The organism is Edaphobacter dinghuensis (assembly GCF_014640335.1).
GTDB classification, from domain to species: Bacteria; Acidobacteriota; Terriglobia; order Terriglobales; family Acidobacteriaceae; genus Edaphobacter; species Edaphobacter dinghuensis.
The window spans coordinates 1,347,378-1,372,435 of the sequence record NZ_BMGT01000001.1; the positions used below are offsets into that span (position 1 = coordinate 1,347,378).

The 25,058-nt window shown below is 54.5% G+C and carries 17 protein-coding genes and 1 tRNA gene; 11 read left to right on the top strand and 7 right to left on the bottom strand.

Annotated features, from left to right (window positions below; genetic code table 11):
* Nucleotides 1-26 precede the first annotated feature (26 nt).
* Together IEW09_RS05275 and IEW09_RS05280 are read left to right on the top strand one after the other, a co-directional pair.
* Nucleotides 27-731 (top strand): CoA transferase subunit A, encoded by a 705-nt coding sequence (locus tag IEW09_RS05275; protein ID WP_188553044.1) that lies wholly within the window; start codon nucleotides 27-29, stop codon nucleotides 729-731.
* Nucleotides 728-1,378, top strand: a complete 651-nt coding sequence (locus IEW09_RS05280) for a 3-oxoacid CoA-transferase subunit B (RefSeq protein WP_188553045.1) — start codon at nucleotides 728-730, stop codon at nucleotides 1,376-1,378. Before IEW09_RS05275 ends, IEW09_RS05280 begins: the two co-directional genes overlap by 4 nt.
* A 4-nt stretch (nucleotides 1,379-1,382) precedes the next feature.
* Here IEW09_RS05280 and IEW09_RS05285 read toward each other — a convergent pair whose 3' ends face one another.
* Nucleotides 1,383-2,528, bottom strand: coding sequence for a hypothetical protein (locus tag IEW09_RS05285; RefSeq protein ID WP_188553046.1), 1,146 nt, complete (start codon nucleotides 2,526-2,528; stop codon nucleotides 1,383-1,385).
* A 246-nt stretch (nucleotides 2,529-2,774) separates the two neighbouring features.
* Here IEW09_RS05285 and IEW09_RS05290 point away from each other — a divergent pair, with 246 nt between their 5' ends.
* From IEW09_RS05290 to IEW09_RS05320, 7 genes are all read left to right on the top strand, one after another.
* Entirely contained in the window at nucleotides 2,775-3,818 is a 1,044-nt protein-coding gene (locus IEW09_RS05290) for a LacI family DNA-binding transcriptional regulator (protein WP_188553047.1), read from the top strand.
* Nucleotides 3,819-3,947: 129 nt separating this feature from the next.
* A complete protein-coding gene (locus IEW09_RS05295; protein WP_188553048.1) occupies nucleotides 3,948-7,682 on the top strand; it encodes a TonB-dependent receptor domain-containing protein in 3,735 nt (1,244 codons plus the stop codon).
* A gap of 4 nt (nucleotides 7,683-7,686) precedes the next feature.
* Complete coding sequence (locus IEW09_RS05300) at nucleotides 7,687-9,141, top strand: tetratricopeptide repeat protein (RefSeq protein WP_188553049.1); 1,455 nt, start codon at nucleotides 7,687-7,689, stop codon at nucleotides 9,139-9,141.
* A gap of 241 nt (nucleotides 9,142-9,382) precedes the next feature.
* Entirely contained in the window at nucleotides 9,383-10,867 is a 1,485-nt protein-coding gene (locus tag IEW09_RS05305) for a fucose isomerase (RefSeq protein ID WP_229739100.1), read from the top strand.
* 40 nt (nucleotides 10,868-10,907) lie between these two features.
* A complete protein-coding gene (locus tag IEW09_RS05310; RefSeq protein WP_188553050.1) occupies nucleotides 10,908-12,491 on the top strand; it encodes a ribulokinase in 1,584 nt (527 codons plus the stop codon).
* Nucleotides 12,488-13,816 carry a sugar porter family MFS transporter gene (locus IEW09_RS05315; protein WP_188553051.1) on the top strand — a complete coding sequence of 443 codons (1,329 nt, stop codon included), beginning with the start codon at nucleotides 12,488-12,490 and terminating at the stop codon, nucleotides 13,814-13,816. The genes IEW09_RS05310 and IEW09_RS05315 overlap by 4 nt, the downstream gene beginning before the upstream one ends.
* 75 nt (nucleotides 13,817-13,891) lie before the next feature.
* The gene (locus IEW09_RS05320; protein WP_188553052.1) at nucleotides 13,892-14,965 is read left to right on the top strand and encodes a glycoside hydrolase family 172 protein; all 1,074 of its coding nucleotides are present in this window, start codon (nucleotides 13,892-13,894) and stop codon (nucleotides 14,963-14,965) included.
* A 71-nt stretch (nucleotides 14,966-15,036) separates the two neighbouring features.
* Here the strand turns inward: IEW09_RS05320 and IEW09_RS05325 are convergent, their stop codons facing one another.
* The 5 genes from IEW09_RS05325 to IEW09_RS05345 all read right to left on the bottom strand — a co-directional run bounded on the left by IEW09_RS05325 (nucleotide 15,037) and on the right by IEW09_RS05345 (nucleotide 20,239).
* Nucleotides 15,037-17,367 (bottom strand): glycoside hydrolase family protein, encoded by a 2,331-nt coding sequence (locus tag IEW09_RS05325; RefSeq protein ID WP_188553053.1) that lies wholly within the window; start codon nucleotides 17,365-17,367, stop codon nucleotides 15,037-15,039.
* A gap of 198 nt (nucleotides 17,368-17,565) precedes the next feature.
* On the bottom strand, nucleotides 17,566-18,459 hold the full coding sequence (locus IEW09_RS05330; protein WP_188553054.1) for an SMP-30/gluconolactonase/LRE family protein: 894 nt from the start codon (nucleotides 18,457-18,459) through the stop codon (nucleotides 17,566-17,568).
* A 177-nt stretch (nucleotides 18,460-18,636) separates the two neighbouring features.
* Nucleotides 18,637-18,712: transfer RNA gene (locus IEW09_RS05335), tRNA-Cys, on the bottom strand.
* A gap of 114 nt (nucleotides 18,713-18,826) precedes the next feature.
* The gene (locus IEW09_RS05340) at nucleotides 18,827-19,489 is read right to left on the bottom strand and encodes a peroxiredoxin (protein ID WP_188553055.1); all 663 of its coding nucleotides are present in this window, start codon (nucleotides 19,487-19,489) and stop codon (nucleotides 18,827-18,829) included.
* 90 nt (nucleotides 19,490-19,579) lie between these two features.
* Entirely contained in the window at nucleotides 19,580-20,239 is a 660-nt protein-coding gene (locus tag IEW09_RS05345; RefSeq protein WP_188553056.1) for a peroxiredoxin, read from the bottom strand.
* Nucleotides 20,240-20,592: 353 nt separating this feature from the next.
* On the opposite strand from IEW09_RS05345, the gene IEW09_RS05350 reads away from it, so the two are divergent.
* Together IEW09_RS05350 and IEW09_RS05355 are read left to right on the top strand one after the other, a co-directional pair.
* On the top strand, nucleotides 20,593-21,546 hold the full coding sequence (locus tag IEW09_RS05350; RefSeq protein WP_229739101.1) for a PhzF family phenazine biosynthesis protein: 954 nt from the start codon (nucleotides 20,593-20,595) through the stop codon (nucleotides 21,544-21,546).
* Nucleotides 21,547-22,212: 666 nt separating this feature from the next.
* Nucleotides 22,213-22,650 carry a response regulator gene (locus tag IEW09_RS05355; RefSeq protein WP_188553057.1) on the top strand — a complete coding sequence of 146 codons (438 nt, stop codon included), beginning with the start codon at nucleotides 22,213-22,215 and terminating at the stop codon, nucleotides 22,648-22,650.
* 112 nt (nucleotides 22,651-22,762) lie between these two features.
* Here the strand turns inward: IEW09_RS05355 and recG are convergent, their stop codons facing one another.
* On the bottom strand, nucleotides 22,763-25,033 hold the full coding sequence (recG, locus tag IEW09_RS05360) for an ATP-dependent DNA helicase RecG (protein WP_229739124.1): 2,271 nt from the start codon (nucleotides 25,031-25,033) through the stop codon (nucleotides 22,763-22,765).
* Nucleotides 25,034-25,058 lie beyond the last annotated feature (25 nt).

The window sequence follows — 25,058 nt, forward strand, 5'->3', positions numbered from 1 at the left end:
CGCACGAGGTGTTTTGGGTTGAGGCTATGGATAAGGTTGTCTCATCTGCCGATGCTGCTGTCGCCGATATAGGCAGTGGTGCAATGGTGATGCTGGGCGGCTTCGGTCTGTGTGGGATTCCGGAGAACCTTATTGCAGCGTTGGTGCGGCGGGGCATCAGCGGGCTACACACGATCAGCAACAATATGGGTGTCGATGGCTTTGGCATGGGACTGATGCTGGAGGCGGGGATGATTGCGTCGCACATCGGCAGCTACGTCGGCGAGAATCGCAGGCTGGAGACGCTGGTACTGCGTGGAGAACTGAATCTGACGCTGGTGCCGCAGGGGACGCTGGCCGAGCGGATTCGCGCGGGCGGCGCGGGGATTCCAGCGTTTTATACGCCTACAGGACTAGGAACGATTGTGGCGGAGGGTAAAGAGACACGCACGATTGGTGATCGGAACTATGTTCTGGAAGAGGCGTTGCACGCCGATGTTGCGCTGATCAAGGCGTGGCGAGGAGATCGCCACGGAAACCTGGTCTATCGCAAGACAGCGAGAAACTTCAACCCGGTGATGGCGACTGCTGCTGATCTTACGATTGTTGAAGTAGAGGAGTTGGTTGAGCCGGGTGTGCTTGATCCCGACCATATCGTTACGCCGGGCATCTACGTCGACCGCGTTGTTGTAGGCGCGGCTTATGTGAAGCCGATCGAGTCGAAGTTCATTCAGGCGAGAGGCACGGCATGAACGGCAAGGAGCGCATTGCCCGACGGATCGCGCGGGAGATCAAGGATGGCTTTTACGTCAACCTTGGCATCGGTCTGCCGACGATGATCGCGGCGTATGTGCCTGCCGGAATCAATGTCGTCTTTCAGTCGGAGAATGGGATGCTTGGAGTTGGGCCTCCGCCGATGGGAGAGAGTGCTGATCCTGATCTGCTGAATGCGGGCAAGCAGCCGGTGACGGAGTTGGCAGGATGCTCCTTTTTTGGAAGTGAACAGTCGTTTGCCATGATTCGCGGCGGACATATGGACATGAGCGTCCTGGGCGCGATGCAGGTGGATGAGCAGGGCGATCTGGCGAACTGGACGATTCCCGGCAAGATGGTGAAGGGGATGGGCGGGGCGATGGATCTGGTTGCAGGCGCGCGGCGTGTAGTGGTGGCGATGGAGCACCAGACAAAGGACGGGACACCGAAGATCCTGAAGATGTGTACGCTGCCGCTGACGGGCAAACAAGTCGTCCATGATATTGTGACGGAGCTGTGCTGGATTCGCGTAACAGAAGAAGGACTGGTGCTGACTGAAGTGGCTGAGGGTTTCGACGTCGCTGCTGTGCAGGCGCGAACGGAGGCGAAGCTGATCGTTTCGCCTGATTTGAAGCCGATGCTGTGATGCTTCAAGGGTGCGATGGAGAGAGGTAGGGAATCGGAGGGTCGAATTGCCACGGTGCTTTGCTGGTCACGCCGAAGATGAAGACCTGGCCTGGTAGATATCGCTGCCGAACCTCGAAGTTCTCGAAGGCTGCGCCGCCTGGAAGCGGATTGTGCGATGCCCAATAGACGCGTCGGCCGTTGACTCGGACGCGGAGGTCAGGCTGGATGTCGTGTGCAGGGACTCTCCAGTACTGCGTGAGCTTGGGAAGGCGATAGCGCCAGTGTTCGGCACCGATGACGGGAACCTCTGAAGGCGCGGTCTCGTCAGAGGTGCAGAGTGCAATGGCATCGCCATCAGCGTTCTGCAGCATCTCGTCAAGCGGATAGTTTTCGTGCTCGACGAATGCGTCTGCGGTGTAGGTGCCGTATAAATCATGGCTGTTCACAATGCGGCCTTTGAGCCATAGCTGACGCAGGCGCTCGTAGTTGCCCATGGTTGCGGTGACGGTGAGTTCCTCCAGCGCGGGGCTATCGTCGTATTGATGAACGGCGAGCCGAAGCTCGTCGGGATGATCGCTGTCGATCGATGCGATGAGGTAGACATGCGCGTTGTTTGCGGTGAACCGTTCCACATCGATCTGTATGGAGAGCCTTTGAATAGGGCCGTCATGGTTGGGAAAGGTGTGCAGCTCGCCTCGGTATGAATCGCTCGGAGCAGATGTTCCGGGGTCGACCCACAGTCGTTTGCCGCGCGAGCCGGGGTCCATGCGGCTGGGCTCGAGTTCACTGAAGGCCATGCGGCTGAAGCGAGTGCCGGGGCCGAGTATGACTGGTTCAATTGCGATGTAGTTAAGCAACTCGGGCTTTCCCGTCTTAGGGGAGATGACGCCGACACGGATCAGGCCGCGAGGGCCAAGCAGGCCTCCGGCGGAGGGCAGGCCGAATACGATACCGTCTCTTCGTCCCCAGATAAGAGGATCACCTGGCTTTTGAGGGCGAATCCACTGGGAATCTGCGGCATTTGCGACTGGTGCCTGCGCCGATGGAGGCTCAAGCGCAAGGGCTTTCGAGAACAGAGCTAGCGAGGTAATGAGCAGGATCACGATCTTTAGCAGCACGCGTGATGAGGCCGCAGATGTTATTCGAGAGAAGCGAAGATAATTTTTCATGAGATCAGAGGGAAGCTGTAATGGTTGTGGGTAATTTTGCCATTAAATTTAATCCTTTAAAGAATTTATTGTGCTAATGGAGCATTGCGAGCTGGATATTGCTAAGCCCCAGAGCTGCGGGCAGTGCTCATTTGCCATGGATTGTATGCTCGGTTTTGGGGAAAATCGGAATAGGATAAAGAGTGTACAAAGAGCTGTAGAAGAACCAGATACGCCAATTGGTCACTGAGGCTGGATTCACATTTTATGCCCACCATTGTGGAAGTAGCGAAACATGCTCGAGTCTCGATCGCAACCGTATCCAATGTAATCAGAGGCACAAGGCGCGTAAGTCCTGCGTTGCAAGACCGTGTCCAAAAGGCCATTCGCGAGCTGGACTATTCGCCAAACGAGATTGCACGGAGTCTGAAGGTGAAGCAGACTCGGATGCTCGCGCTGGTGTTGCCCGATATTACAAACCCCTTCTTTCCGGAGATCATTCGCGGAGCTGAGGATACCGCCTTCGATCGCGGCTACTTTCTGATGACAGCTAATACCGATGAGCAGATCGGCCGTGAACGAAGGATCATGTCGGCGCTGCGCTCCTATCGCGTCGATGGAATTCTACTGGCCTCTGCGCCCGGTAAGGACTCTGGACACATTCGCAGCATTATGCAGGGAGGTATCTCGGTCGTATGCCTGGACAGAACCGTCGCCGGCATCAATACCGACGCGGTTCTTTTAGATAACGTTCGCGGCGGTCGCGAGTGCGTGCGGCACCTGATACAGGGGGGGCATTCGAAGATCGCGATTATTACAGGCTCGCTGTCGTTGCAGACGGGACTTGAGAGGCTGCGAGGCTATGAGGAAGCGCTCCGCGAATCGGATATCGAGGTCGATCGAAACCTTGTGCTTGAAGGAGACTTTCGATACGAATCGGGCTATCGGCTGGGAAAGGAATTGCTGAAGAGGCGCGTAAAACCCACCGCGGTCTTTGTATGCAATGGCGTGATGACAGTCGGTGTGCTGAAGGCATTTGAGGAGCTGGGCGTGCGCTGCCCGGAAGATATCTCGCTGGCAACGTTCGACGATCTCGCTGTGGACCGCTCTTTTCATCCTCATTTGACCGCGGTGGTACAGCCTGGTTACGAGATGGGCGCGCGGGCAGCAACCATCCTGATGGACAGGGTTGAGGGCAAGTTGACGAATGAACCATTTGTTGTCCGGATTGTTCCTACCCTTGTGGTTCGCGAGTCGACACGGGCACGAAAGCCGCGGTCATCGCTCCGCGAAAGTAATTCCATTCGCTAGACTTCGATCTGATCTACGATTCGACTGAAAAAATATCTTGACAGGTGTTTTCATTGCGTGCTGAAATGACCTTCGAAATTTAAAGGTTTAAATATTTCCTTCGGATCGACCTTTTTCAGGAGAGCGCCAATGAAGACGTGGAGAGCACTGCCAGTTGTTGTTTTTATGGTTTTGATGACCATCCTGGGTTTGACGAGTAAGGCATGGGCGCAGGCGGATCGCGGCGCCATCAAAGGGGAGGTTCAGGATACGCAACATGCGAGTATTCCTGATGCCCAGATCACGCTGAAAGACGAAGCGACCGGCGTGGTCGTAACGACTACCTCCGGTTCCTCGGGGCAATTCAATTTTCTCAACCTGTCGGCAGGCGTTTACACCCTGAACTCGACGGCCAAGGGGTTCAACACCTCGGTACAGCAGCACATTACAGTCGGTGTCGGAAGCACGTTTGGGGTGACTGTGACGCTGGAGCCTGGCCAGGTAGAGCAGACGGTGACCGTTTCGGGAAATGCTGCCACGGTAGAGACGCAGACCTCGGATATCGGAACCGTAATTACTCCGCAGGAGATCAAAGACCTGCCTGTGTCGCTGAACGGAGACATGAGGAATCCGCTGAACTTTGTTACGCTCACGCCCGGCGTTAGCGGTTCAACACCGGGGCCTTCGCCGGATTACCGCTTGCACATCAGCGGCTCCAATAGCTATGCGAACGAGGTATACATCGATGGCGTTCCAGTGATGAATACGAACCTTGGCGGCGACATCGGTGCCAATCACCCACCGATCGATGCAATCGGCCAGTTCAAGATCATCAACAACAATCAAAGCGCAGAGTATGGGCTGGCAAGTGGCATCGTCTCGTTTGCGTTCAATTCAGGTACGAATACCTATCACGGGAGTCTGTTCGATTATCTGCAGAACGATGCTCTCAATGCTGCCGGTTATGTGACGAACGCCCTGGGGTTGAAGAAGGCTCCGCTAAAACAGAATGAGTTCGGTGGAACGTTCGGTGGCCCAGTCTGGATTCCCAAGCTCTACAACGGCCGCGATAAGACATTTTTCTTTGTCGATTACACCGGGTTCAAATACCGCCCCAGCTCTAACAATGGCACGCTGACGACATTTCCCAATGCATTTCGCGCAGGGAATTTTTCACAGGCGCTGGGGCCGCAATTGGTGGATTCCGCATCGGGCCAGCCTGTCTTTGACCCTGAGGGACGCCCAATTTACAGCGGTCAAATCTATAATCCTCTCTCTGTTCATACATTCGTACGACCGGAGGATGGCCGTAGTTATCAGGTACGCGATCCATTCCCGGGTAATATCATCCCTGCCGGATTGCCTGGCTTGAGCACAGTCTCGCAGACGATTCTGAAGAGCTTCCCCGTGGCGGACAACGACGCTATCAATAACAATTTTCACCGCCTTCAGAGTTCGAAGATCGATGAGCACCGCTTGGTTGTGAAGATCGACGAGCATCTTTCAGAGAAGCACGCTCTTGCCGGGAGTGTCTTTGTCGGTGGATACTCCAACAGTAATAATGGCGGTTTGAATCTGCTTGATTCATCGACGACCAATTCGCCGACGACGCAGATACGATTCACTTATAACTACACGCACTCGCCTACGCTGGTAAATAATCTGAACGTTGGCTTCATCCGAGATACCGGGTTCACAGGTCCTTTGCAGGCAGGACCGGGACTTGCCGCGCTGGGGATTCAGGGACTGCCTCCGCTTGCGAGCGACAGCCCATATCCTGACATTGGAATTGGAACGGTACAGAACAGTATTGGCTCTGCGAGTGCGTCGACTGACTCTGAAAACCGCTACATCGTCAGTGATAATGTAACGCTGGTTCGCGGCGAACATACGCTAACCTTTGGCGGCGAGTTGAGGCGTTTGAGAAGAGATGAAGGTGGGTTACCGGGTGGCAGCTTCACCTTTGAGCCTACCGAATCAGGCCTCAACGGAACAGGATTTGTGAATGGGAACACAGCTGTTTCCATTCCCGCCGGAACGGGCGCACCAGCCGCAAGCTTCCTCTTTGGCGGCCTCGATTTTTCGCGGTTCGATTATCCGGTAGAAGCGGCATATAGCTGGTGGCAAGGAGGGCTTTATGCTCAGGATGACTGGAAGGCAACACCGAATCTGACGCTTAATCTTGGACTGCGCTACGATCTCCAGATTCCTCGGACAGATATCAATGGAAAAGTCTCTACGATGAATCCGACATTGTCTAACCCTGCAGCCGGTGGACTTCCTGGTGCGTTTACCTATTACGGCAACGGCGCGGGACGCAATGGAAAGACCCGCATCGGCAATATCGACTATCTCGGATTTCAGCCCCGGCTTGGCTTTGCCTACTCTCCCGATGCGGCGCATAAGACTGCAATTCGCGGAGGCTTCGCGATTACCCGGCCTATCGGCAATGACAACGCAGAGAATGGAATCGGTGGCGGTCTCTACAACACTGGCTTTGCCGGATTAGCTACAGTCAACAGGCCGCAGGATTATGTAGGCTCGCCTGCTTACTACTGGGACAATCCGTACCCCGCAGCATCGATCAGCAACGGTCCGGACCTGGATCCGGGGGCGCTTGTCGGCAATGACAATCCGCCGATGATTCGTCCGAGCTCCGGAACTCCGCCGACTCAAATATATTGGTCAACGCAGGTTCAACAGGAGATGCCAGGAGGAATGGTTGCCAGCATAGGATATGTCGGTATGCACACCTACCATCTCGGTGTGTGGTCCAAGCCAAACCAGGTTGATCCGGCCGTTGCAGCGCAATATAGCGGTGCTGCGGCAACGGCTGGCCTGCCACTGAACCAGTTTTTGGTTCTCCCCGTCAACGACCCCAGGGCCGTAGCGGCAGGAATTAAAACTCCGTGGGCTGGCTTCATCCAGACGTTCGGCGCGGGTGCAACAGTAGGACAGTCTCTGCGGCCATTCCCGCAGTATGGCGATGTGGACAATCCTTTGAACCCGATCGGCAGCGTATCGTACAACGGACTTCAGACAAGCTTGCAAAAGCGCTATTCCAACGGATTGACGCTTCTGCTTTCCTATACGTTCTCAAAGACGATTGGAGACGTAGATTCCAACAATGGCGCTACGTCGGGAGCTGAGAATGCGATCTATGCGGGCTCTTTCTATCAGGACTATTACAACCCTCAATCGCAGCGTTCTGTAACCAGCTCCGATATCCCTCATGTTCTTTCGCTCAGCTATACCTATGAGCTTCCGGTTGGGCCCGGCAAGCGCTTCCTCAATCACAAAGGCGTCGTCGGCAGAGCTGTGGGCGGATGGTCGGTCTCAGGGATTCACCACTATCAGAGTGGACGTCCGATCCATATTGAGTACGATGCATTTGGCGCGAACAATCCCTACTATTCGAGCGATGGATTCAGTTTCCGTCCGGACGTTGTTCCGGGAGTGCCGCTGAAGAACCCTGCTTATAGTAAGAAGTGTTCAGGCCCGATTCTGGCGACCTCGGGACGCACGCCTTGCCAGTTCCTGATCAATCCGGCGGCATTTGCCACTCCGGCACCGGGGAATTTTGGTGACGCGCCGAATCTGTTCTCATCGTTGCGGATGCCGGCCTATATCAATGAGGACTTGTCGCTTACCAAGCGAACGATGATCTATGACAGAATGGATCTCCTGTTCCAGGCGAACTTCTTCAACGCACTCAACCGTACAATTTTTTCATCTGGCGGCAATGCGCAGACATTCATCATCAATGGCGCTCCCCCAGACCTGAGTACGAACAGTCTCCAAAACTCGAACACAGTCTTCGGGTTGATGACGGCTCAGCAGAATGCACCAAGGATCATACAATTCGGCATGAGACTGGAGTTCTAGAGTGATGGCCCTGACCATGCTTGCAAAATCAATTATTTTTGCAAGCATGGCTGTGCCTGTCATGGCACAAACTATCTCCGACCAAATTGCCACCCATGCTCGCGCAGCGCAGCAGGCAGAACGGCAAAACGACTTTCACACGGCAGTATCTGAATATGAACGTGTGGCAAAACTGTTACCTCAGAACGCCGAAGTTCTGAGCAATCTTGGAGTGGCTTTGTATTTCGATCATGATCTCGAGCGTTCGACTGCTGTGTTCCATCAAGCGATCATGCTTAACCCAAAGCTATTTACACCGCATCTCTTCTCGGGGCTGGCCTGGTACCGGCTTGCAAATCCTGATGCCGCGGTGCCGGAGCTGGAGAGGGCTGTTCAGATCAATCCTTCGGATACGGTTGCGCATACATGGTTGGGATATGCCTACGTTGCACAGCTTCGATATGAAGCTGCTGCAAAAGAGTTTGACGCAGCTTGCAAGCTTGCACCTGACGATGTCGACTCCTGGTATGCGCTTGGCCAGTCTTATCTGCAGATTGGAAAAGATGCGACTCTTCAGCTGCTTCGAGTCGCGCCAAACGGCGCTCGTGCTCAGCAGCTTGCTGGAGAGCAATTGCAGTTGCGTGGAGATCGCCAGAAGGCGCTTGAGATCTATGAAGCAGCTCTTGATCGCCGTCCAGACATCAAGGAGTTGCGAGCGCTTGTGATCGAGTTGGGCGGTAAAGCGACAGGACCGAGCGATATGTCGCCACAGAAGACGGATGAGGAAGATGCTCTTTACCTGCGTGCCCACAATGCAGAACAAAAGTCGCGCGAGGCCTTTGAGCATGTCATGCAGATTGCGCCTGACTCGTATCGAGCCCATCAGATACAGGCAGATGCCTTCGATGCGGCGCAACAGCCCAGCAAGGCCATTCAGGAGTATCGAACTGTATTGAGATTGAAGCCGGATTTGCCAGGGATACACGAGGCGATTGGGCGTAATTTAGTGCGTGCCGGGAGCTTGCCGGAAGCGCTCAAAGAATTTAATGCGGAGATCGAAATTCAACCACGCTCTGCGTCGGCGCATATGAATGCCGGGCGCGCTATGTTGATGATGGGAGATGATGCGGGGGCAGGAAAGATGCTGAATAGCGCTCTTCAGATGGACAGGCCTCCATTAGAGACGTATAGCCTGCTTGGAAAGCTCGATCTGAGACGCAACGATTATCGAGACGCTATCAGTGCGCTCACGCACTATGTGTCTGTTGTGAAAGACAACTCCAGCGCCTATTATCTGCTTGCAAAAGCGTACAGAGGGGACGGGGATAAAGAGAAGATGGACCATGCGCTCAACCTTTACAGAGCAACTTCTCAGGATGCTCAGGAGCGAAGCGTTGCGCAGAAGGAGCTTGACTATCTTAGCGGCAGAAACCAGATTGCAGAGAATTCAGCCGAATTAAAGGATGGAGTAGGCAAGTAGACGATAACCATTAATGTGCGCAGGGCATGGAGCTTTCCATGATCTCGAATCGACGAAAAACAGAAATGCAAAATGATGAAAGGATTTGCCGATGTCAGCTTCACGGGTAGGTATGCCAATTAAAGAGGTTGTTCTAATTACAAGCGGAGATTTGCGGCTATCTGCAAACCAGGTGTGTTGGCCGGCCCAGGAAGAGTTAGAACGCAAGCTGACAAGATGTTTTGCTGATGAAGGCGTGACGGTGAAGCGAGCCTTTCCTGTCGATACTCGCGCAGGGCATGGCTTCATCTCGAGCCAGAGGATGGGGATGGATATCTTCAGCGGCATCGATCCCGATGCCAATCTCGTATTTGCAACAGCAGCATGGCAGTACAGCCATCATGTTTTGCCGGGCATGCGTAGCCATCGAGGCCCTATCTTGACGGTTGCGAACTGGTCAGGACAATGGCCGGGACTGGTTGGTCTGCTGAATCTCAATGGCTCTCTGATCAAGGCAGGCGTGAAGTTCAATTCGCTCTGGAGCGAAGACTTTACAGATGATTATTTCCTTCGCGGAATGAGGCAGTGGATCAAAGAGGGAAGGGTAACGCACGATCTTTCGCATGTACGCGATCTGGACATCGCAGCGTTACCTGCCGATGCAGCGAATCTGGGCAAAGAGCTTGCGCAATCTCTTCAGAAACGAAAGGCCATCCTTGGCGTCTTCGATGAGGGATGCATGGGGATGTACAACGCGATTATCGACGATGAATTGCTTAACGCTGCTGGAGTGTTTAAAGAGCGGCTCAGTCAATCTGCACTGGTGGCGCGGATGCGTACCATCTCAGACGATGACGCAAAGGGAGTAAGGCAATGGCTGGATGAGAAAGGTGTGCGCTTCGTTACTGGCAAAGACGATAAGACTGAACTCACCGATGCGCAGATTCACGAGCAGTGCAAGATGTATATTGCAGCAGCGCGTATGGCGGATGAGTTTGGTTGCGATGCGATTGGTATTCAGTATCAGCAAGGGCTCAAGGACATGGTTCCGGCTTCGGATCTCGTAGAAGGCTTGCTTAATAATGCTGATCGGCCTCCTGTCTATGACAGGCAATCCGGCAAAGAGCTATATGCCGGTGGGCCGCTGCCTCACTTCAACGAAGTGGACGAGTGCGCTGGCCTGGATGCACTGGTCACCAATCGCTGCTGGAATGCGCTTAAGCTGGATCCCTCTACAACACTGCATGATCTGCGGTGGGGTGAGCCTTATCAAGGTAAGGACATCGATAACTTTGTTTGGGTATTACAGATTTCTGGTGCTGCTCCGGCGAACCACTTTGTCAGTGGCTATCATGGAGCATCGAGCGAGCGGCAGCCTCCGATGTATTTCCCTTTGGGCGGGGGAACTTTGAAGGGTGTTGGCAGGCCGGGCAAGATTGTCTGGAGTCGAGTATTTGTTGAGGGTAATGCGCTGCACGTGGACCTTGGGCTTGGCGAGGTGGTTAGATTGCCCGATGAAGAGACGATGCGCCGTTGGCAGCAGACGACGATTCAATGGCCTATGGTGAGCGCAGTGTTCAATGGCATTTCGCGCGACTCATTTATGGCGCGGCATAGGGCGAATCACGTCAGCATTGCATATGCTCCCGATACGAAGACAGCTCGTAAGGCATTAGCCGCGAAATCCGCGATGTTTCATGAGCTCGGGGTAAAGGTCCATTTATGCGGTGCCGTCAGCTTCGATTAGGAAGATGAAAGTGCATTGATCTTCTGATCAGGAGCAGGTTGTGGGTATCGTTGCGGGTGTTGATTTTGGAACATTGAGTGTTCGCGTATCGCTCTTTGATAAAGAAGAGGGAAGGCTGGCGTCTGGAGTCGCGGAGTATCCGCTCGATCGAGCGGTTCATGACCCTAACTTTGCTACGCAGAGCCATGCGGCGCAGATGAACGCTCTTGAACGTGCGATGCGGAAGGCGCTCGATGCAGGTGAGGTAAGTGGCGACGCAGTGAAGGCGCTTGCGATCGATACCACAGGATCGAGCGTCATTCCTGTTGGAGAAGATCTGCAACCGCTTGATGACTACTATCTGTGGTGCGATCACCGGGCATGGCGTGAGGCGCAGGAGATTACAACTGCTGCTCACGCGCAAGGACTTGAGGCCATTGATTGGTGCGGTGGAACCTATTCGTCGGAGTGGGGCTTCTCCAAGCTGTTGCATTGGTTGAGAAATAATCCTGAAAAACGCGAGCGATTTGCGACTGTCCTTGAAAACTGCGACATGGTCGTTGCAATGCTATGTGGATTCACCTCGGTTGCCGACCTGCCGCGCAGTGTATGTGCGATGGGGCACAAGTGGATGTGGAATGCGAGATGGGGCGGTCTGCCATCGGCAGAATTTCTCAGATCGGTCGACCCGCTTTTGGAGGGAATAAGAGAGAAGCTTGGCGGGTGTTATCAGACTTCAGACCGCATTGCGGGCTACCTGAGCGTTCCATGGGCCGAACGGCTTGGCTTGCGTGCCGGTATACCGATCCCTGTGGGGGCACTGGACGCGCACTGGGATGCAATTGCCGCGAACATTAGGCTTGGCGATGTGGTGAATGTCATCGGCACCTCGACTTGCATCATTGGGGTGAGCGAACAGCAGACGCTGGTGCCGGGAGTATGCGGAGTCGTACCGGGTTCGGTGTTGCCTGGATTTGTTGGCATTGAAGCGGGCTTGTCTGCGGTTGGCGACATCTTCGATAGTATTGCCAGCCGGGCAGATTCGGACGTTCTTACCCTCATGCAGGGGCTCGACAGCTACCGTGCCGGACAGACTGGACTTCTACGAATGTCGTGGGACAACGGTGACCGCACTGTTCTGGTGAACCCGAACCTTGGTGGTGTCACCTTTGGGTGGACTTTGATGAGCACAGCGAAGGATGAGCTCTTCGCCGCGATTGAAGGAACAGCATTTCATACACGCATCATCCTCGAACGGATGGAAGAGGGAGGAACCCCGGTCAAGCGCATTATTAATGGCGGGGGCATTCCTCGAAAGAATGATGTGCTGAATCAGGTTTACGCGAATGTACTGAACAAGCCTGTTCTTGTGCCTTCGGGTGATGTAACCAGCTTGGGATCGGCAATCTTTGCTTTTATTGCCAGCGGCGACTATGCCTCAATCGAAGATGCCCAAGACGCGCTCTGCCCGCCTCATAAGCTATTTCTGCCCGATGAGCGTGAAGCCTCGCTGTACGACAAACTCTATTCTCTTTATCGCGAACTTTATTTTTCCCTTGGCACACAGGATGCGCCTGCTGCATGTATCGGGCATGTCTTGCCCACATTGCGTAAGATGGCAAGCGAAGTATCGGAGCTTAAATGACAATCAATTCTCATGTGATCAAAAGCACTATCGTAGGCGCACTCGGCGGGCTGTTATTTGGATTTGATACGGCCGTTATCTCTGGCACGACGCATGCGCTTACAGAGGTCTACCACCTTTCTCCTGCGCTCCTTGGAGTAACGGTATCGAGCGCGCTGGTGGGTACAGTGATTGGCGCTATGACTGCAGGCATCCCCGGCCAGCGATTTGGCCGCCGGGATAGTCTTCGCGCGATGGCCGTCTTTTATGTCATCTCGGCGCTGGGATGCGCTCTTGCCTGGAATTGGCCTGCACTCATCATCTTCCGCTTTATTGGAGGGCTTGGGATAGGCGGCTCGTCCGTGCTGGGGCCGATGTATATCGCGGAGATTGCTCCCACGGAATGGAGAGGACGGCTGGTCGGATTTTTTCAGGTCAATATCGTTGTGGGAATTTTGCTCGCCTATGTTTCTAACTTTTTGATTGGCACGATGCATCTGGGAGCGCATGAGTGGCGCTGGCAGCTTGGTATCTCTGCTGTGCCCGCGATTCTTTTCCTGATTGCCTTGTTTGGTATTCCGCGTAGCCCGCGTTGGCTCGCTATGCAGATGAAGCTGGAAGAGGCATTAAATGTGCTTAACCTCACTGGCATTCCAAACCCGAAAGAAGATCTTGATGAGATCGTTGCTTCTATCCACTTGGAGCGATCCGTTTCTTCCGACCCCTTGTTCTCCAAGCGGTATCGGCTTCCGGTGTTTCTTGCCATTACGGTAGGGATGTTCTGCCAGTTATCGGGTATCAACGCCATCCTCTATTATTTGAACGATATCTTTGCCCTGGCCGGGGCCTCGAAGGTGTCTGGCGATCTGCAGGCCGTAGCTGTCGGAGCTGCGAATCTTGTGGCCACATTGCTTGCAATGTCAGTGATCGACAAGATTGGCCGCAAGAAGCTTTTGCTCTTTGGGACTGCAGGGCTTGCGCTATGCCTGTCCGCTGTCTCCTATGTCTTTCTTACCCACCGGCATCTCGACTGGCTTGTATGGCTCCTCATGATTTACATCGCCTTCTTTGCGGTGTCTCAAGGTGCGGTGGTCTGGGTCTATATCAGTGAGGTCTTTCCGACCCGGGTCCGCTCTAAAGGTCAGAGCCTGGGTAGTTCATCGCACTGGGTAACCAACGCTGCCATCTCGTTGGTGTTTCCTCTGATGGCAATGTCTTCCGGCGCATATCCGTTTATATTTTTTGCCGCGATGATGGTAATCGATTTTTTCCTGGTTCTGTTCTATTACCCAGAAACCAGCAATATCTCGCTTGAACATCTGCAGACCAATTTGGGTATCGACTAAATTCATTCCAACTTTAATGAGGTTATTACGATGAAAATAGCTGCTCTTTTTCTATTAGCAGCCGGCTGTATGGCTATGGCGCAAACACAAAATTGGCAGCCCGATATAACGCAACAACAGACCTATACCTTGCACCGTGCCTCCAGTTTCGATCCTTCCGGCGGCAATGCAGATTTTCGTACTGTCGCCCCAGGCGCTACCTATACCGTCTTAGATACGGATGGCCCCGGCACAATCTCGCATATCTGGTTCACGATTAACGACCGAGAAGCATACCATCTCAAGCGGATTGTTCTGCGTATCTACTGGGACGGGGAAGCGACCCCCAGTGTAGAGACCCCCATTGGGGATTTCTTCGGTCTTGGGTTGGGGACATATCACAACTGGCAATCGGAGATGCTCTCGGTTGGCAGTATCAAGGCATTGAATAGCTACTTTCCAATGCCCTATCGAAAACATGCTCGCATTACAGTGACCAATGAAGGCAAGGAGCCGATCGACAGTCTTTATTACAACGTCGACTATCGTACGGAGTCGCATCAGCTTCCGGAGGACACTCTATATTTCCATGCGCAGTATCGGCAGGCACAACCCAATCACGGATGGACGAATGACTGGCCGAATAACTATGTGCCACTTACAAACAACAAGGCGAATTTAGACGGCAAAGATAATTATGTCTGGCTCGATGCGAAGGGCCACGGTCAGTATGTTGGCGTCACGATGTCCGTCTTGCAGAATCAGGACGGATGGTGGGGCGAGGGCGACGATATGTTTTTTATCGACGGAGCCAAGCTTCCTTCAATCAACGGCACCGGCAGTGAAGACTATTTTCTCGGCGCGTGGGATTTCGGAGGCAAGTCATTCTCCTATCAGCTCTACGGTGCGCCCGTTGTAGGTGAGGAGCTGGCGGGTGCAAGGTCGAGTGTCTACCGTTTTCATTTCGATGCTCCCATTCCTTTCACAAAATCCATCAAGGCAACGATTGAGCATGGTCACGCAAACCATCGTTCCGATAACTACTACTCGGTCGCCTATTGGTATCAGGCGGAGCCTCATGCGCCGTTTCCTGCGCTGCCTCCTGTAGAGCAGAGAATCCCTGCATTACAGATGGTGGGCGGTCCTGGAAATGGAAGCAGTACTCATTAAAAGAAAAGCACTCGTGCGAGCCGCTTTCTTTGAGGAGTTCTGATCAAAGAGCAGTTCGCACGAGTGATGATTTATTGCTGTACGACGTAACCATCCCGAGCTAAGGTACTGCCATCGACCATGCTTGAGTGGCTGCCGTTCCAGGTAATCTTGTATTTGGTGTGTGGATCGACTCCTGAGAATCGAAGCTTGATCGAGCGCGAGGACGGAAAAGTCTCTAGATCAAATGTGATCGAGTGACCGATCACAGTGATGTTGCGTAACGAACAAGCGTTGAAGCCGACGCCCTGCTTCTCTTTCAGGTTGATGAATGCGTCTCCCAGTGTGGGTGACATCATCTCAACCGAGGTCAGAGCGCTGCCAGGCCCCCAGTGAAATCCTGTAAGCGCTCCCTGTTCGTCGAGGTAGCCGGTGTGCGCCCAGTTCTCCCATGGCGCCACCGCGAAGGTGGAACGGGCTGCGGCGACAGCGCGTTCCAGATACTCTTGGTTGTCGGTCGCTTTGTAATAGTCCCATAGCAAGACTGCGGCGTATCCCTGACGAGCGTCGCTCCATTCAGCATCGGTGTTTTGCGTGGTAAATCCACCGACGACCTTTGGCGAGAAGGCCGGATTATTCCACACCTGCTGCGTCAACAAGAGATAGTCCAGTACCTGCGTTCCCTGTTGGAGATACTCACGATTCTTTGTCACCTGATACAGCTGAAGGTAGGCCTTTGCTGCCTGAATGGTCGCAAGATTATTTTGCGGATATTGTGCTGTCCACGCATCATAGAAATCGAAAGGTTTACGAGCGCAGGATTTAAACGTCTCGAAATCGAACCAGCGCTGTCGGGGCAGCACCTCTTTTGTAATAAAGTTCATTGCCTGCTCTGCTGCGTTGGCATAGGTGTGATCTCCTGTTGCCTCGCCGAGTGATGCGAGCAGCAGCGCCGATGCAGCGGTCTCCGCGTTGAAGTCGCGAAATTCGCTTCGTGGTTCAAGATTGCTGTCATACCAAGAAGGAATAACCCCACTGGAGAGCTGATGCTTGACGAGGAAGTCACCATAGGGACGTACAAATGCAAGAATCTCTTTCTCTCGGTTTGGAGTGAGATTTTTACCCCATTGCAGCATCCAATAAGCCGTCCATGACATGCAAAAGGTATGGTAGTCGTCGGCATATCCAGCCCATCCGTCATCCCGGATCCACTGCTTCGTATTCAGCATGTAGACGGTAGGAAAGGCGCCATGATCCTGTGGGCTCTTCAGCGCAAGATTCAGAATGCTCTCGGCCTTCTCTTCGATGTCTTTGTTATTGCTGCGCTGCCCATAGAGATACCAGCCATAGGCACTTCGCAGGGTCTGAAACCATGCATTAAACCAGGCGTCCGGAGCAGGCTTCCCCCAATCTCCCTCTGAATTTCGATTGCTGACCAGTGTGCCGCAGCGTTGATTACCGCAATCGAATCCCCGATACACCGTATTCGCATAGCGTACCCAGGTATCTGTTCGCCAATCATCGAAGGTAACCAACTCCGGTCGCGTAACGTTTTGCTGCAGATCATTCGATTGCAGAAGTTCTTTATGCCCCTCGTGCGACCAGAGACGACGCACAACTCTGCGATAGCCGAGCTTGTAGGGTTGCTCAGACGCAACGATGGAGTAGCGATACTCGATCTCTCCTGCAACGACGCGAGGTCCGGCATCGGGAGAGCGTCGGAAGTAACTGTGCCCGTATGGCTGAGAGGCCACGGCGCCGTAGGAGAGCCAGGGAAGCTTGTCTGAGGTTACATCGAGATCGAGGGCAAGTGGGTCGCTGTGTCTGTCGCTCAACTCAGGCATGAGAGCGGTGAAGACCTTCCCTTGTTGAAGCATGACCGCGGGAGATTTAAACGACCAGTTCGGAACGATGTCGTCTGCCTCGTTTTTAATGTTCTGGCTCCAGACGAAGTCGACGAGCCCCGAGGTTAGAGAGCTCGATGCACGTCTTCCTGGCGCGAAGTCATAACGATCCTCAACGGAGCGGATCTTTATGCTTGCTTTGGGCGTGAACCTTGCCTCTACAGCAAGGACGTCCGGTTCAGAGGTAAGAAGTACCCTCTCTTCCAGTGAGCCAACGGAGCAGTCCTCTCGCAACAATAATCCGCTAGGAATGGCTGATATCTCTTTGATGGTGCAGGAGTGAACAACATCCGGGGTCCCTTCAGAGATGACTCTGGTTGGCGATGCGGTCGACAGCAGAGCTGGAACCCAGACGCCGTCTTCCTTGATGGATACAACCTCATTTTGAGCGGGGTTCGTTGTGTCGACTTCGATTCGAATGGCCCCACCAGCGGACTCGAGTCGGTTGACAGCGCAGAGCGGAAATGTCGAAAGGATCAAAGAAGAAAAGATGATTGCGGTTCGCATGCTTGATGGCATCGATGAGCGTTCTCCGTAATGCTGTGCTTGAAGCTCCCGGCCAAAGCCTTTCGGGACAGCTTCAATTAATTTAAACATTTAAAACACAGCAATTGAAGCATTCTGGAGCGCGATCGTCAATTCGCTTTTCTAACGTGGTCGGCAGACTCAGGCACTACGACACGGTGGAATCGGAGAATTTGTTCACCAAATTTTCTTCTACCACTTCGGCATCGGAATCGACACCGCCTTGCCAGCGCCGCGTTCGGCGATCCAAATCGTATCGCCTGCGGGTTCGACTGCAGTTGGTGTCTTGAGTCCTTCCTTGATTACGGTGACGCTGGCCTTATCGCCGTTCACAGTAATCACGGAGATCTTGCCACTGCCATTTTCAGCAAGGAGTAGCTTCCCGTTGACTGCTCGCATGCCATCCAGCCCTTTCACGGGCTGATCCATCCAGATATCGACAGGCCGCCCGGCCTTGCCGGCAGCGTCTACCGGAATACGATAGAGGTTGTTCGAGATCACATTGTTCACGTATAGCGTGTCATTCAAAAAGGTGATTCCATCAACACCGACGAGTGCGGGACTTTCCACAAACAGTTCGGCACTCGTAGTACCGGCTGGCAATCTGTAGATTTTTCCGTTGGCTGTGTCGGTGATGTAAAGAGCCTTGTCCGGCCCAACCGAGAAATCGTTGCAGGTACTGTTGTCACCAGGTAGGTTCCAGCGAAGCTTCTGGGCGCCAGTGGAGAGATCAAAGCCCCTCAAGGCAGTGTGACGCTTCACCGTTGTTGTCCCGGGCAAAGGAGTCAGTTGGCAGGTCCACAATGTATTGGTAGCGGCGTCGGCGAGCATACCGAAGAAGAAAGTGCCGGCACCTTCAGAGCTGGCATCAACGAACTTTTCGACGGTGGCTGAGTCCGGGTGAACCTTATAGACGAACGGGGTGCTGGCGCTGCCGACGAAAAGTACCCCACCCGGTGCAACAGTCAAACTCTCCGGTTGAGATTTCGCATCGACAATAAGAATTTCAGCGGCAGACGCAGCCTGTACAAGTCCCGTTAATAGCGCAATGCTGGCGATAAGCTGTCGTGCACCTAACCTGAACATCGTCAATCTCCTCTGATTGCGGTTCCAGATTAGCAGCCTTTCGATCTTTTCAGGCCCTATTTACGACATCTTCACGCACGAGACACGTCTCCGCATCTCGAGAGCATTCCGGCTCTTCAAATGCAGTACATCATCCTGATAACTGTGAGGTATAGAGATCGGTCCAGTAAGGATCGTTGGAGCACCGAATGGGATTTGAACCCATGAATACTGGTTTTGCAGACCAGCGCGTTAGCCACTTCGCCATCGGTGCTCATCGCTGCCAGCCAGAACTTCAGGCTCGACACGAGATCAGGTTGTTCTCTTTTGGGTTAGAAGCCCAAAAAGAGTGAACCGAGATGCCTGTCTTCATCTTACCTATTTTTTACTACTTTGCGATGGGTAGATCTTTCTTTGAGAGATACCAGCTCTGTACATTCAACCCGCTGCCGGCGCCACTGGTTCGTTTAGCTGCATCCTCCACCGTTGCAGGAGCCGCGACGATCACCGCTTGGCCAGGACGCCAGTTTGCCGGACACGAGACGCCGTTCGCATCGGCAGTCTGCAGTGCCTGGAATATGCGGAATAGCTCGTCGATATTTCGCCCGAGCTGCATCGGGTAATAGATCAGCGCGCGAACAGTACCCTTTGGGTCGATGGCAAACACGGCTCGGACCGTTGCCGTATCTGCTGCGGCCTCGTGCACCAGACCATAGGCTGACGAGACTTTTTGATCGAGGTCGGCTATTACAGGAAACTTCACCTGGACGCCGCCAATCTGTTCCAGGTCACGCACCCATGCGATGTGCGAAAACACGGAATCGATCGAGACGCCGATCAACTGTACGTTGATCTTCTCAAAGTCATCGTAGCTCCGCGCAAATTCAATGAACTCCGTCGAGCACACCGGCGTGAAATCAGCCGGGTGTGAGAAGAGGAGCACCCATTTGCCCCGCGATGTGTAATCGCTTAGCCGGATGAGCCCATGCGTGCTCTTGGCTTCAAAGTCCGGTGCTGGTTCCATGATGCGGGGGATGCGTGATTCGGCCATCGATACTCGCTTTCGCTTTAATGCTTACCGCCACGCAGCCGGGCTACGTGGCGGATTTTTACAGCGCAACAAACCAAACGTGTGATTCAGCTATTTAGGCTGGGCAACCGTGCGGATGTAGGAGTTGATTCTCTTGAAGCTATCGGGATACAGCTTCTGTCCTTCTTCGTCGGATACGGTACCGGCGAGGATGACCGTATCGCCATTCTTCCAGTTGGCAGGCGTGGAGACCTTGTGCTTCGAGGTCAACTGGATGGAATCGAGGACGCGAATGATCTCGTCGAAGTTGCGTCCAGTGCTCATGGGATAGATCAGCATCAGCTTGATCTTCTTGTCGGGACCGATCACGAAGACGGTACGCACCGCGGCGTTGTTGGCAGGGGTGCGGCCCTCGGAGGTGTTGCCGGCATCGGCAGGCAACATGTTGTAGAGTTTGGCTACCTTCAGCTCGGGGTCGCCGATCATGGGGTAGTTCACCTTGTGTCCCTGGGTCTCTTCGATGTCGACGGCCCACTTTGCATGATTTTCAACGGGGTCTACGCTGAGACCGATAATCTTGGCGCCACGTTTCTGAAACTCGCCCTCGAGGCCGGCCATGGTTCCCAGCTCGGTGGTGCAGACAGGGGTGAAGTCCTTGGGATGGGAGAACAAAATAACCCAGTTGTCGCCGATCCACTCGTGAAAGTTGATAGGGCCTTGCGTAGTCTCAGCAGTGAAATTAGGAGCTTCATCGTTAATGCGAAGTGACATTGTTTCCTCTTTCTATTGAAATATTCTTTCGAGAATTTTTATCCAACAAATGACTACAGAGATATCAGGCCCTGAACAATTACCGGATGTGCCTTGATGCTTATGCACCCAGTAAAAAACCCACCCGGCTTGTTTCTTTGGGGTGGGTTTCGTGCTGCTCGAATCTGTAAACTGTCCGCTACGATTCGGTTATGCGCACGCCCACCTTCGCCGACAGCAACAGCAGTCAAGCGTGGAGTTCGTGTTGAGCATTCTCGTCATCGCTAAATCTTTTGTACCGCTGCCAGCCAAGCTAGCATGGAACTGTTGTGCCCATTTGCGGTCTACCAAAAACATACGACCAGGGAGCTTCGATGTCAAACCAGTTGCCCGCAATGCAATCATTTGCACGTGTTACAGCGTCGAGCCGCGAGCTTAACTATGCCCTTGTAGACGTCTTCGCCGAGCGTCCTCTTCAAGGGAACCAGCTTGCCATCTTCACCGATGCCCGCGGTCTCTCCGACGACGAGATGCAGGCACTTGCGCGCGAGACGAATCTCTCTGAAACCACTTTCATTCTCCCGCGTGACCCGAAGGTCGAGCGAGTACACGGTGTCCAGGTTCGCATCTTTACGGTCGTCGAGGAGCTTCTGTTTGCCGGGCATCCTACTCTGGGCACAGCAAGCTGGCTCTACCAGAACCATGCCACTCTGCGCGGCTCAGAGCAGATCACGCTCGACCTTCGCGTGGGTCCTATTCCGGTACGCTTCAGTTCTCCGGCGGAGGGTGAGTTGGGTATCTTCGGCACGATGAAGCAGAACGACCCAACGTTCGGAGAGATTCACGATGGCGTAACAATTGCTGAAGTGCTCGGTCTCTCTGTCGAAGATCTTGATCCGGATCTTCCTGTTCAGACGGTCTCAACCGGAATGGCTTTTTGCATTGTGCCTTTGAAGTCACTGGAGGTGGCAAAGCGACTGGAGATTCCAATGCAAAAGGCGCGTGCCTATCTCGAGCGCAGCGATGCGAAGTTCTTTCACTGCATCACCCGCGCCGATGGAGGTTCGGGCGCGGACTGGCACGCCCGCATGCAGTTCTACAACGGAGAAGATCCTGCTACCGGTTCTGCCTCCGGCTGTACCATTGCATATCTTGTGCGCCACGGTGTCGTTGCGAGCGGGCATAGGGTGGTCATCGAGCAGGGAGTTGAGATGCTTCGCCCAAGTCGCATTTACACGAGTGCAACAATCGACGGAGAAGTTGTGTCAGAAGTGTTCGTCGGAGGACGCACCATTTCCGTTGCAATGGGACGCCTTTTCCTGCCGTGATGCACCAGATTTCAACAGGACTGTAACATAAATCCCCAGTGTTCATGCAGGTTTGCAGTGAGCGGTGGATGCGCAAGCGCAAATCTCTCCTATCTTCGCTCAAACTTCGCTGTTGCGTTACGCGCCAAACCTTCCTACTCTTGGCAAGCGTTAACGAAGTCATCGCATGCAACGTGGGATGCCTTCTTAGCGAAACGAAATTGCTTTCGCCTGGTTTTCTGACAATTTGAGTTGAGAGAAGGCTTCGACTGTCCGCAGTCGCGCCTCCCCCCGCACGCACCATCGCTGCCTGCAACGCAGTGAGGTCAATCCGGTTCGTCCGGCTCTGGCCTCACTGTAATCGCAACAGACCGATCTCCTGCGTCCGAGGAGTCGCGTGGCAACCTGCGCAACCGGCCTCTCTCACACCCCGCGGTTTGGCTGCATCGTTTGCCAGACTGGTGGCACTGTTCCTTCGTGGAGCGGACAGGAGAGCTTTGTCGCTCGCACTGCCGCTCCTCCGGAGCAGCCGGCCTCTTACGCTTCGGAGTCAGTTCCGGGCGATGCGCCGCACCGTGGGGAATGTTCAACCGCTCCAGTCTGGAGCGCCTGCCAACCAGCAGGTACTCCAGACTGGCCCATCGGCCGGCCCACCTACCTGTGGCGTCCGGCAGAATGTGAGACCGCATGCGCCCTAAGAAGACGATCCTCTGTGTTGACGACAACGAACAAGTACTTTCCGTCCGTACTTTTTTGCTCGAAACCCGCGGCTATCGCGTCATCGCCGCAACCGGCGCACAACAAGCGCTCGACATTGTTCAACAGTCGGCTCCCGGATCACTCGATCTTCTTCTCTGCGATCTCCTGATGCCCCAGATGGACGGCAATGAGCTTGTACGCCGCGCTAAGCAGCTTCACCCAAGCTTGCCCGCAATGATCGTCTCCGGCACCGTCAACGCCTTCGATCGCGCCTGCTCAGCCGACGTCTTCCTGCCTAAGGGCGCGTGCTCTGCCGCCGAGATGATCGAGCGTATCCGTGTTCTAGTAGCCCGCAAACGTGGCCCCAAGAAGGCGTTCGTCCTGCAACCGGCAAACGCCGTAATGCTTACCTCTGTGGCTTCCTAGTTATTGCGAGCCCCTTACCCCACGTCATCTCGACCGGAGCAGCGCACAGTGCCATCGTGCGCTGCGTAGTGGAGAGACCCTCTGTATTTGCCGTTGCCTTTGCAGTTTGCGTTCAGGCCTCGACCAACCCATATCGCCGCTGCCATTGCAGCTTCAGCCTCTCCCACACAGCCTCGGTCTCTTCGCGTGAAATCGCGGGATCAGGCTGCCCGGCGAATCGCGCAGCTTCGGCTTTGGCAAGCTCCAGCAACACACGATCACGCATCAGGTTCGCTACACGAAACTCCGGCAATCCAGCCTGCCGCGTACCGAAGAACTCGCCCGGGCCGCGTTGCTGCAGATCAAGCTCGGCTAGTTCAAACCCATTTTGTGTGCGCACCATCGCATCCAGCCTGGCCTCGGCTTGTTCGCTCACTCTCCCACCCGTCATCAGGATGCAGTAGCTCTTCGCCGCTCCGCGTCCCACGCGCCCGCGCAACTGATGCATTTGCGCCAGGCCAAATCGTTCTGCATGTTCAATCACCATGACAGAAGCGTTGGGAACATCGACGCCAACTTCAATAACGGTTGTGGCGATGAGTACATCGATATCGCCGCGCTGAAACCGCTGCATTGTCGCTTCTTTATCGTCCGCGTTCAGCCTTCCGTGCAATAGCCCGAGACGTAGCCCGGCCAGTGCTCCGTTGCGCAGCTCTTCATACATATCGCTGGCCGCGCGAAGAGCTTTCTTAGGCTCAAACAACTTTTCTGTCTTAGGTGTTCGTGTTTTTTTCGCGGCCTTTGCCGGCTTCTCGGTTTGAGCACTTTGTGTGGCTTCGTCCTGCGCAAAATCCAGCTCCGGCTGGTCGTCCTTCGTTCCCTCGATCACCGGGTAGACGATGTAGGCTTGTCGTCCAGCCGCAACCTGCTTCCGCACAAAACCCCAGACATCCTCGGCTCGCTCCTCCGTTGTCCTCCGTGTCACAATCGGAGTCCGTCCCGGGGGCAGCTCGTCGATTACGCTGGCGTCGAGGTCGCCATACAACGTCAGCGCCAGCGTCCGCGGAATAGGCGTAGCCGTCATCACCAACACATCGGGATCGAGCGAGGTGTCCTTCTTCATCAGGCGAAAGCGCTGCTGCACTCCAAAGCGATGCTGCTCATCGACGATTACGAGGCCGAGATTTTCAAAGTCGACTTTGTCCTCGATCAGAGCATGTGTTCCGATTGCGAGGTCGGTCTCTCCGCGAAAAATTCTGCCGCGAGCCTCGCGCTTCGCCGCTTCATCGAGCGAGCCGGTGAGCAGCGTGATTCGATAAGATTTTCCGGTTCGTGGCGAGAGCACACCTCCCAGCAGCTTCCGAGCAGACAGATAATGTTGCGTCGCCAGAATCTCTGTCGGAGCCATCAGCGCCGTCTGGTAGCCGTTTTCAATCGCCACTAAGGCCGCTTGCATGGCCACGATTGTCTTGCCCGAGCCGACATCGCCCTGCAACAGACGCCGCATCGGCTGAGCCTTGCGCATGTCGTTCGCAATCTCCCCCAGCACACGCTTCTGTGCCGTAGTCGGATGAAAAGGCAACACCTGCTTGATCGCCTCGCGCACTTTTACATTGGTTACAAATGCTGTGCCTTCGCGCTCGCGCATCCTGCGCCGCTTCAGCTCGAGCCCCAACTCCAGATAAAACAGCTCTTCAAAGATCAGTCGCCGATGCCCTGGCGTCGCCGCCGACATCAGTTCCACCATCGGTGTTCCCGCCTCAGGAAAGTGGATAGACCGCAGCGCCTCCATTCTTCCCGGCAGTTTCAGCCGCTCGAGCAAGGCTGTCGGTAATGTCTCCGGAACCGCGCCTGCATTCCCTTCCAACTCCTCGAAGATTCCCCACAACACCCGCCGCAGCCATCGCGAGGTCAGCTTGGCGCCCCACGCCGTCGTTCCGCCTAAAAACTCGTAGACAGGGACAATTCGTCCCATCTCCAGCCGCACGAACTCTGCCTCCGGCCCATCCTTGGTCGGCAGAACCTCAAACTGAGGCTGAATCATCTTGAATCGCCCGGCGGTCGACCGCGACGCCTCGACCCGGCCGTACAGCGCTACCATCTGTCCTACGCGAAACTTGTCCCGCAGATATTCGCCGTGAAACCACATGCACTTTACGGTGCTCAGGCCCTGCCCGACGGTCATCTCAAATAGCGGCATGTTGCGTGTCCGCAGTAGCACAGTGCCGCGGACTTCACCAATTACGCTGGCCATCGCTCCAGCCGTCAGGCTGCCGATGGGCAGCGGATTGAGCCTGTCCTCATAACGAAAGGGCAGGTGATACAGCAGATCTTCGACGGTCTCCACTCCTCGTTTCGCCAGCGCATCGGCGACGCGTTCCCCTACGCGTTTCACATACTTAATTGGAGTCGAGAGTTCCAGCACAAAG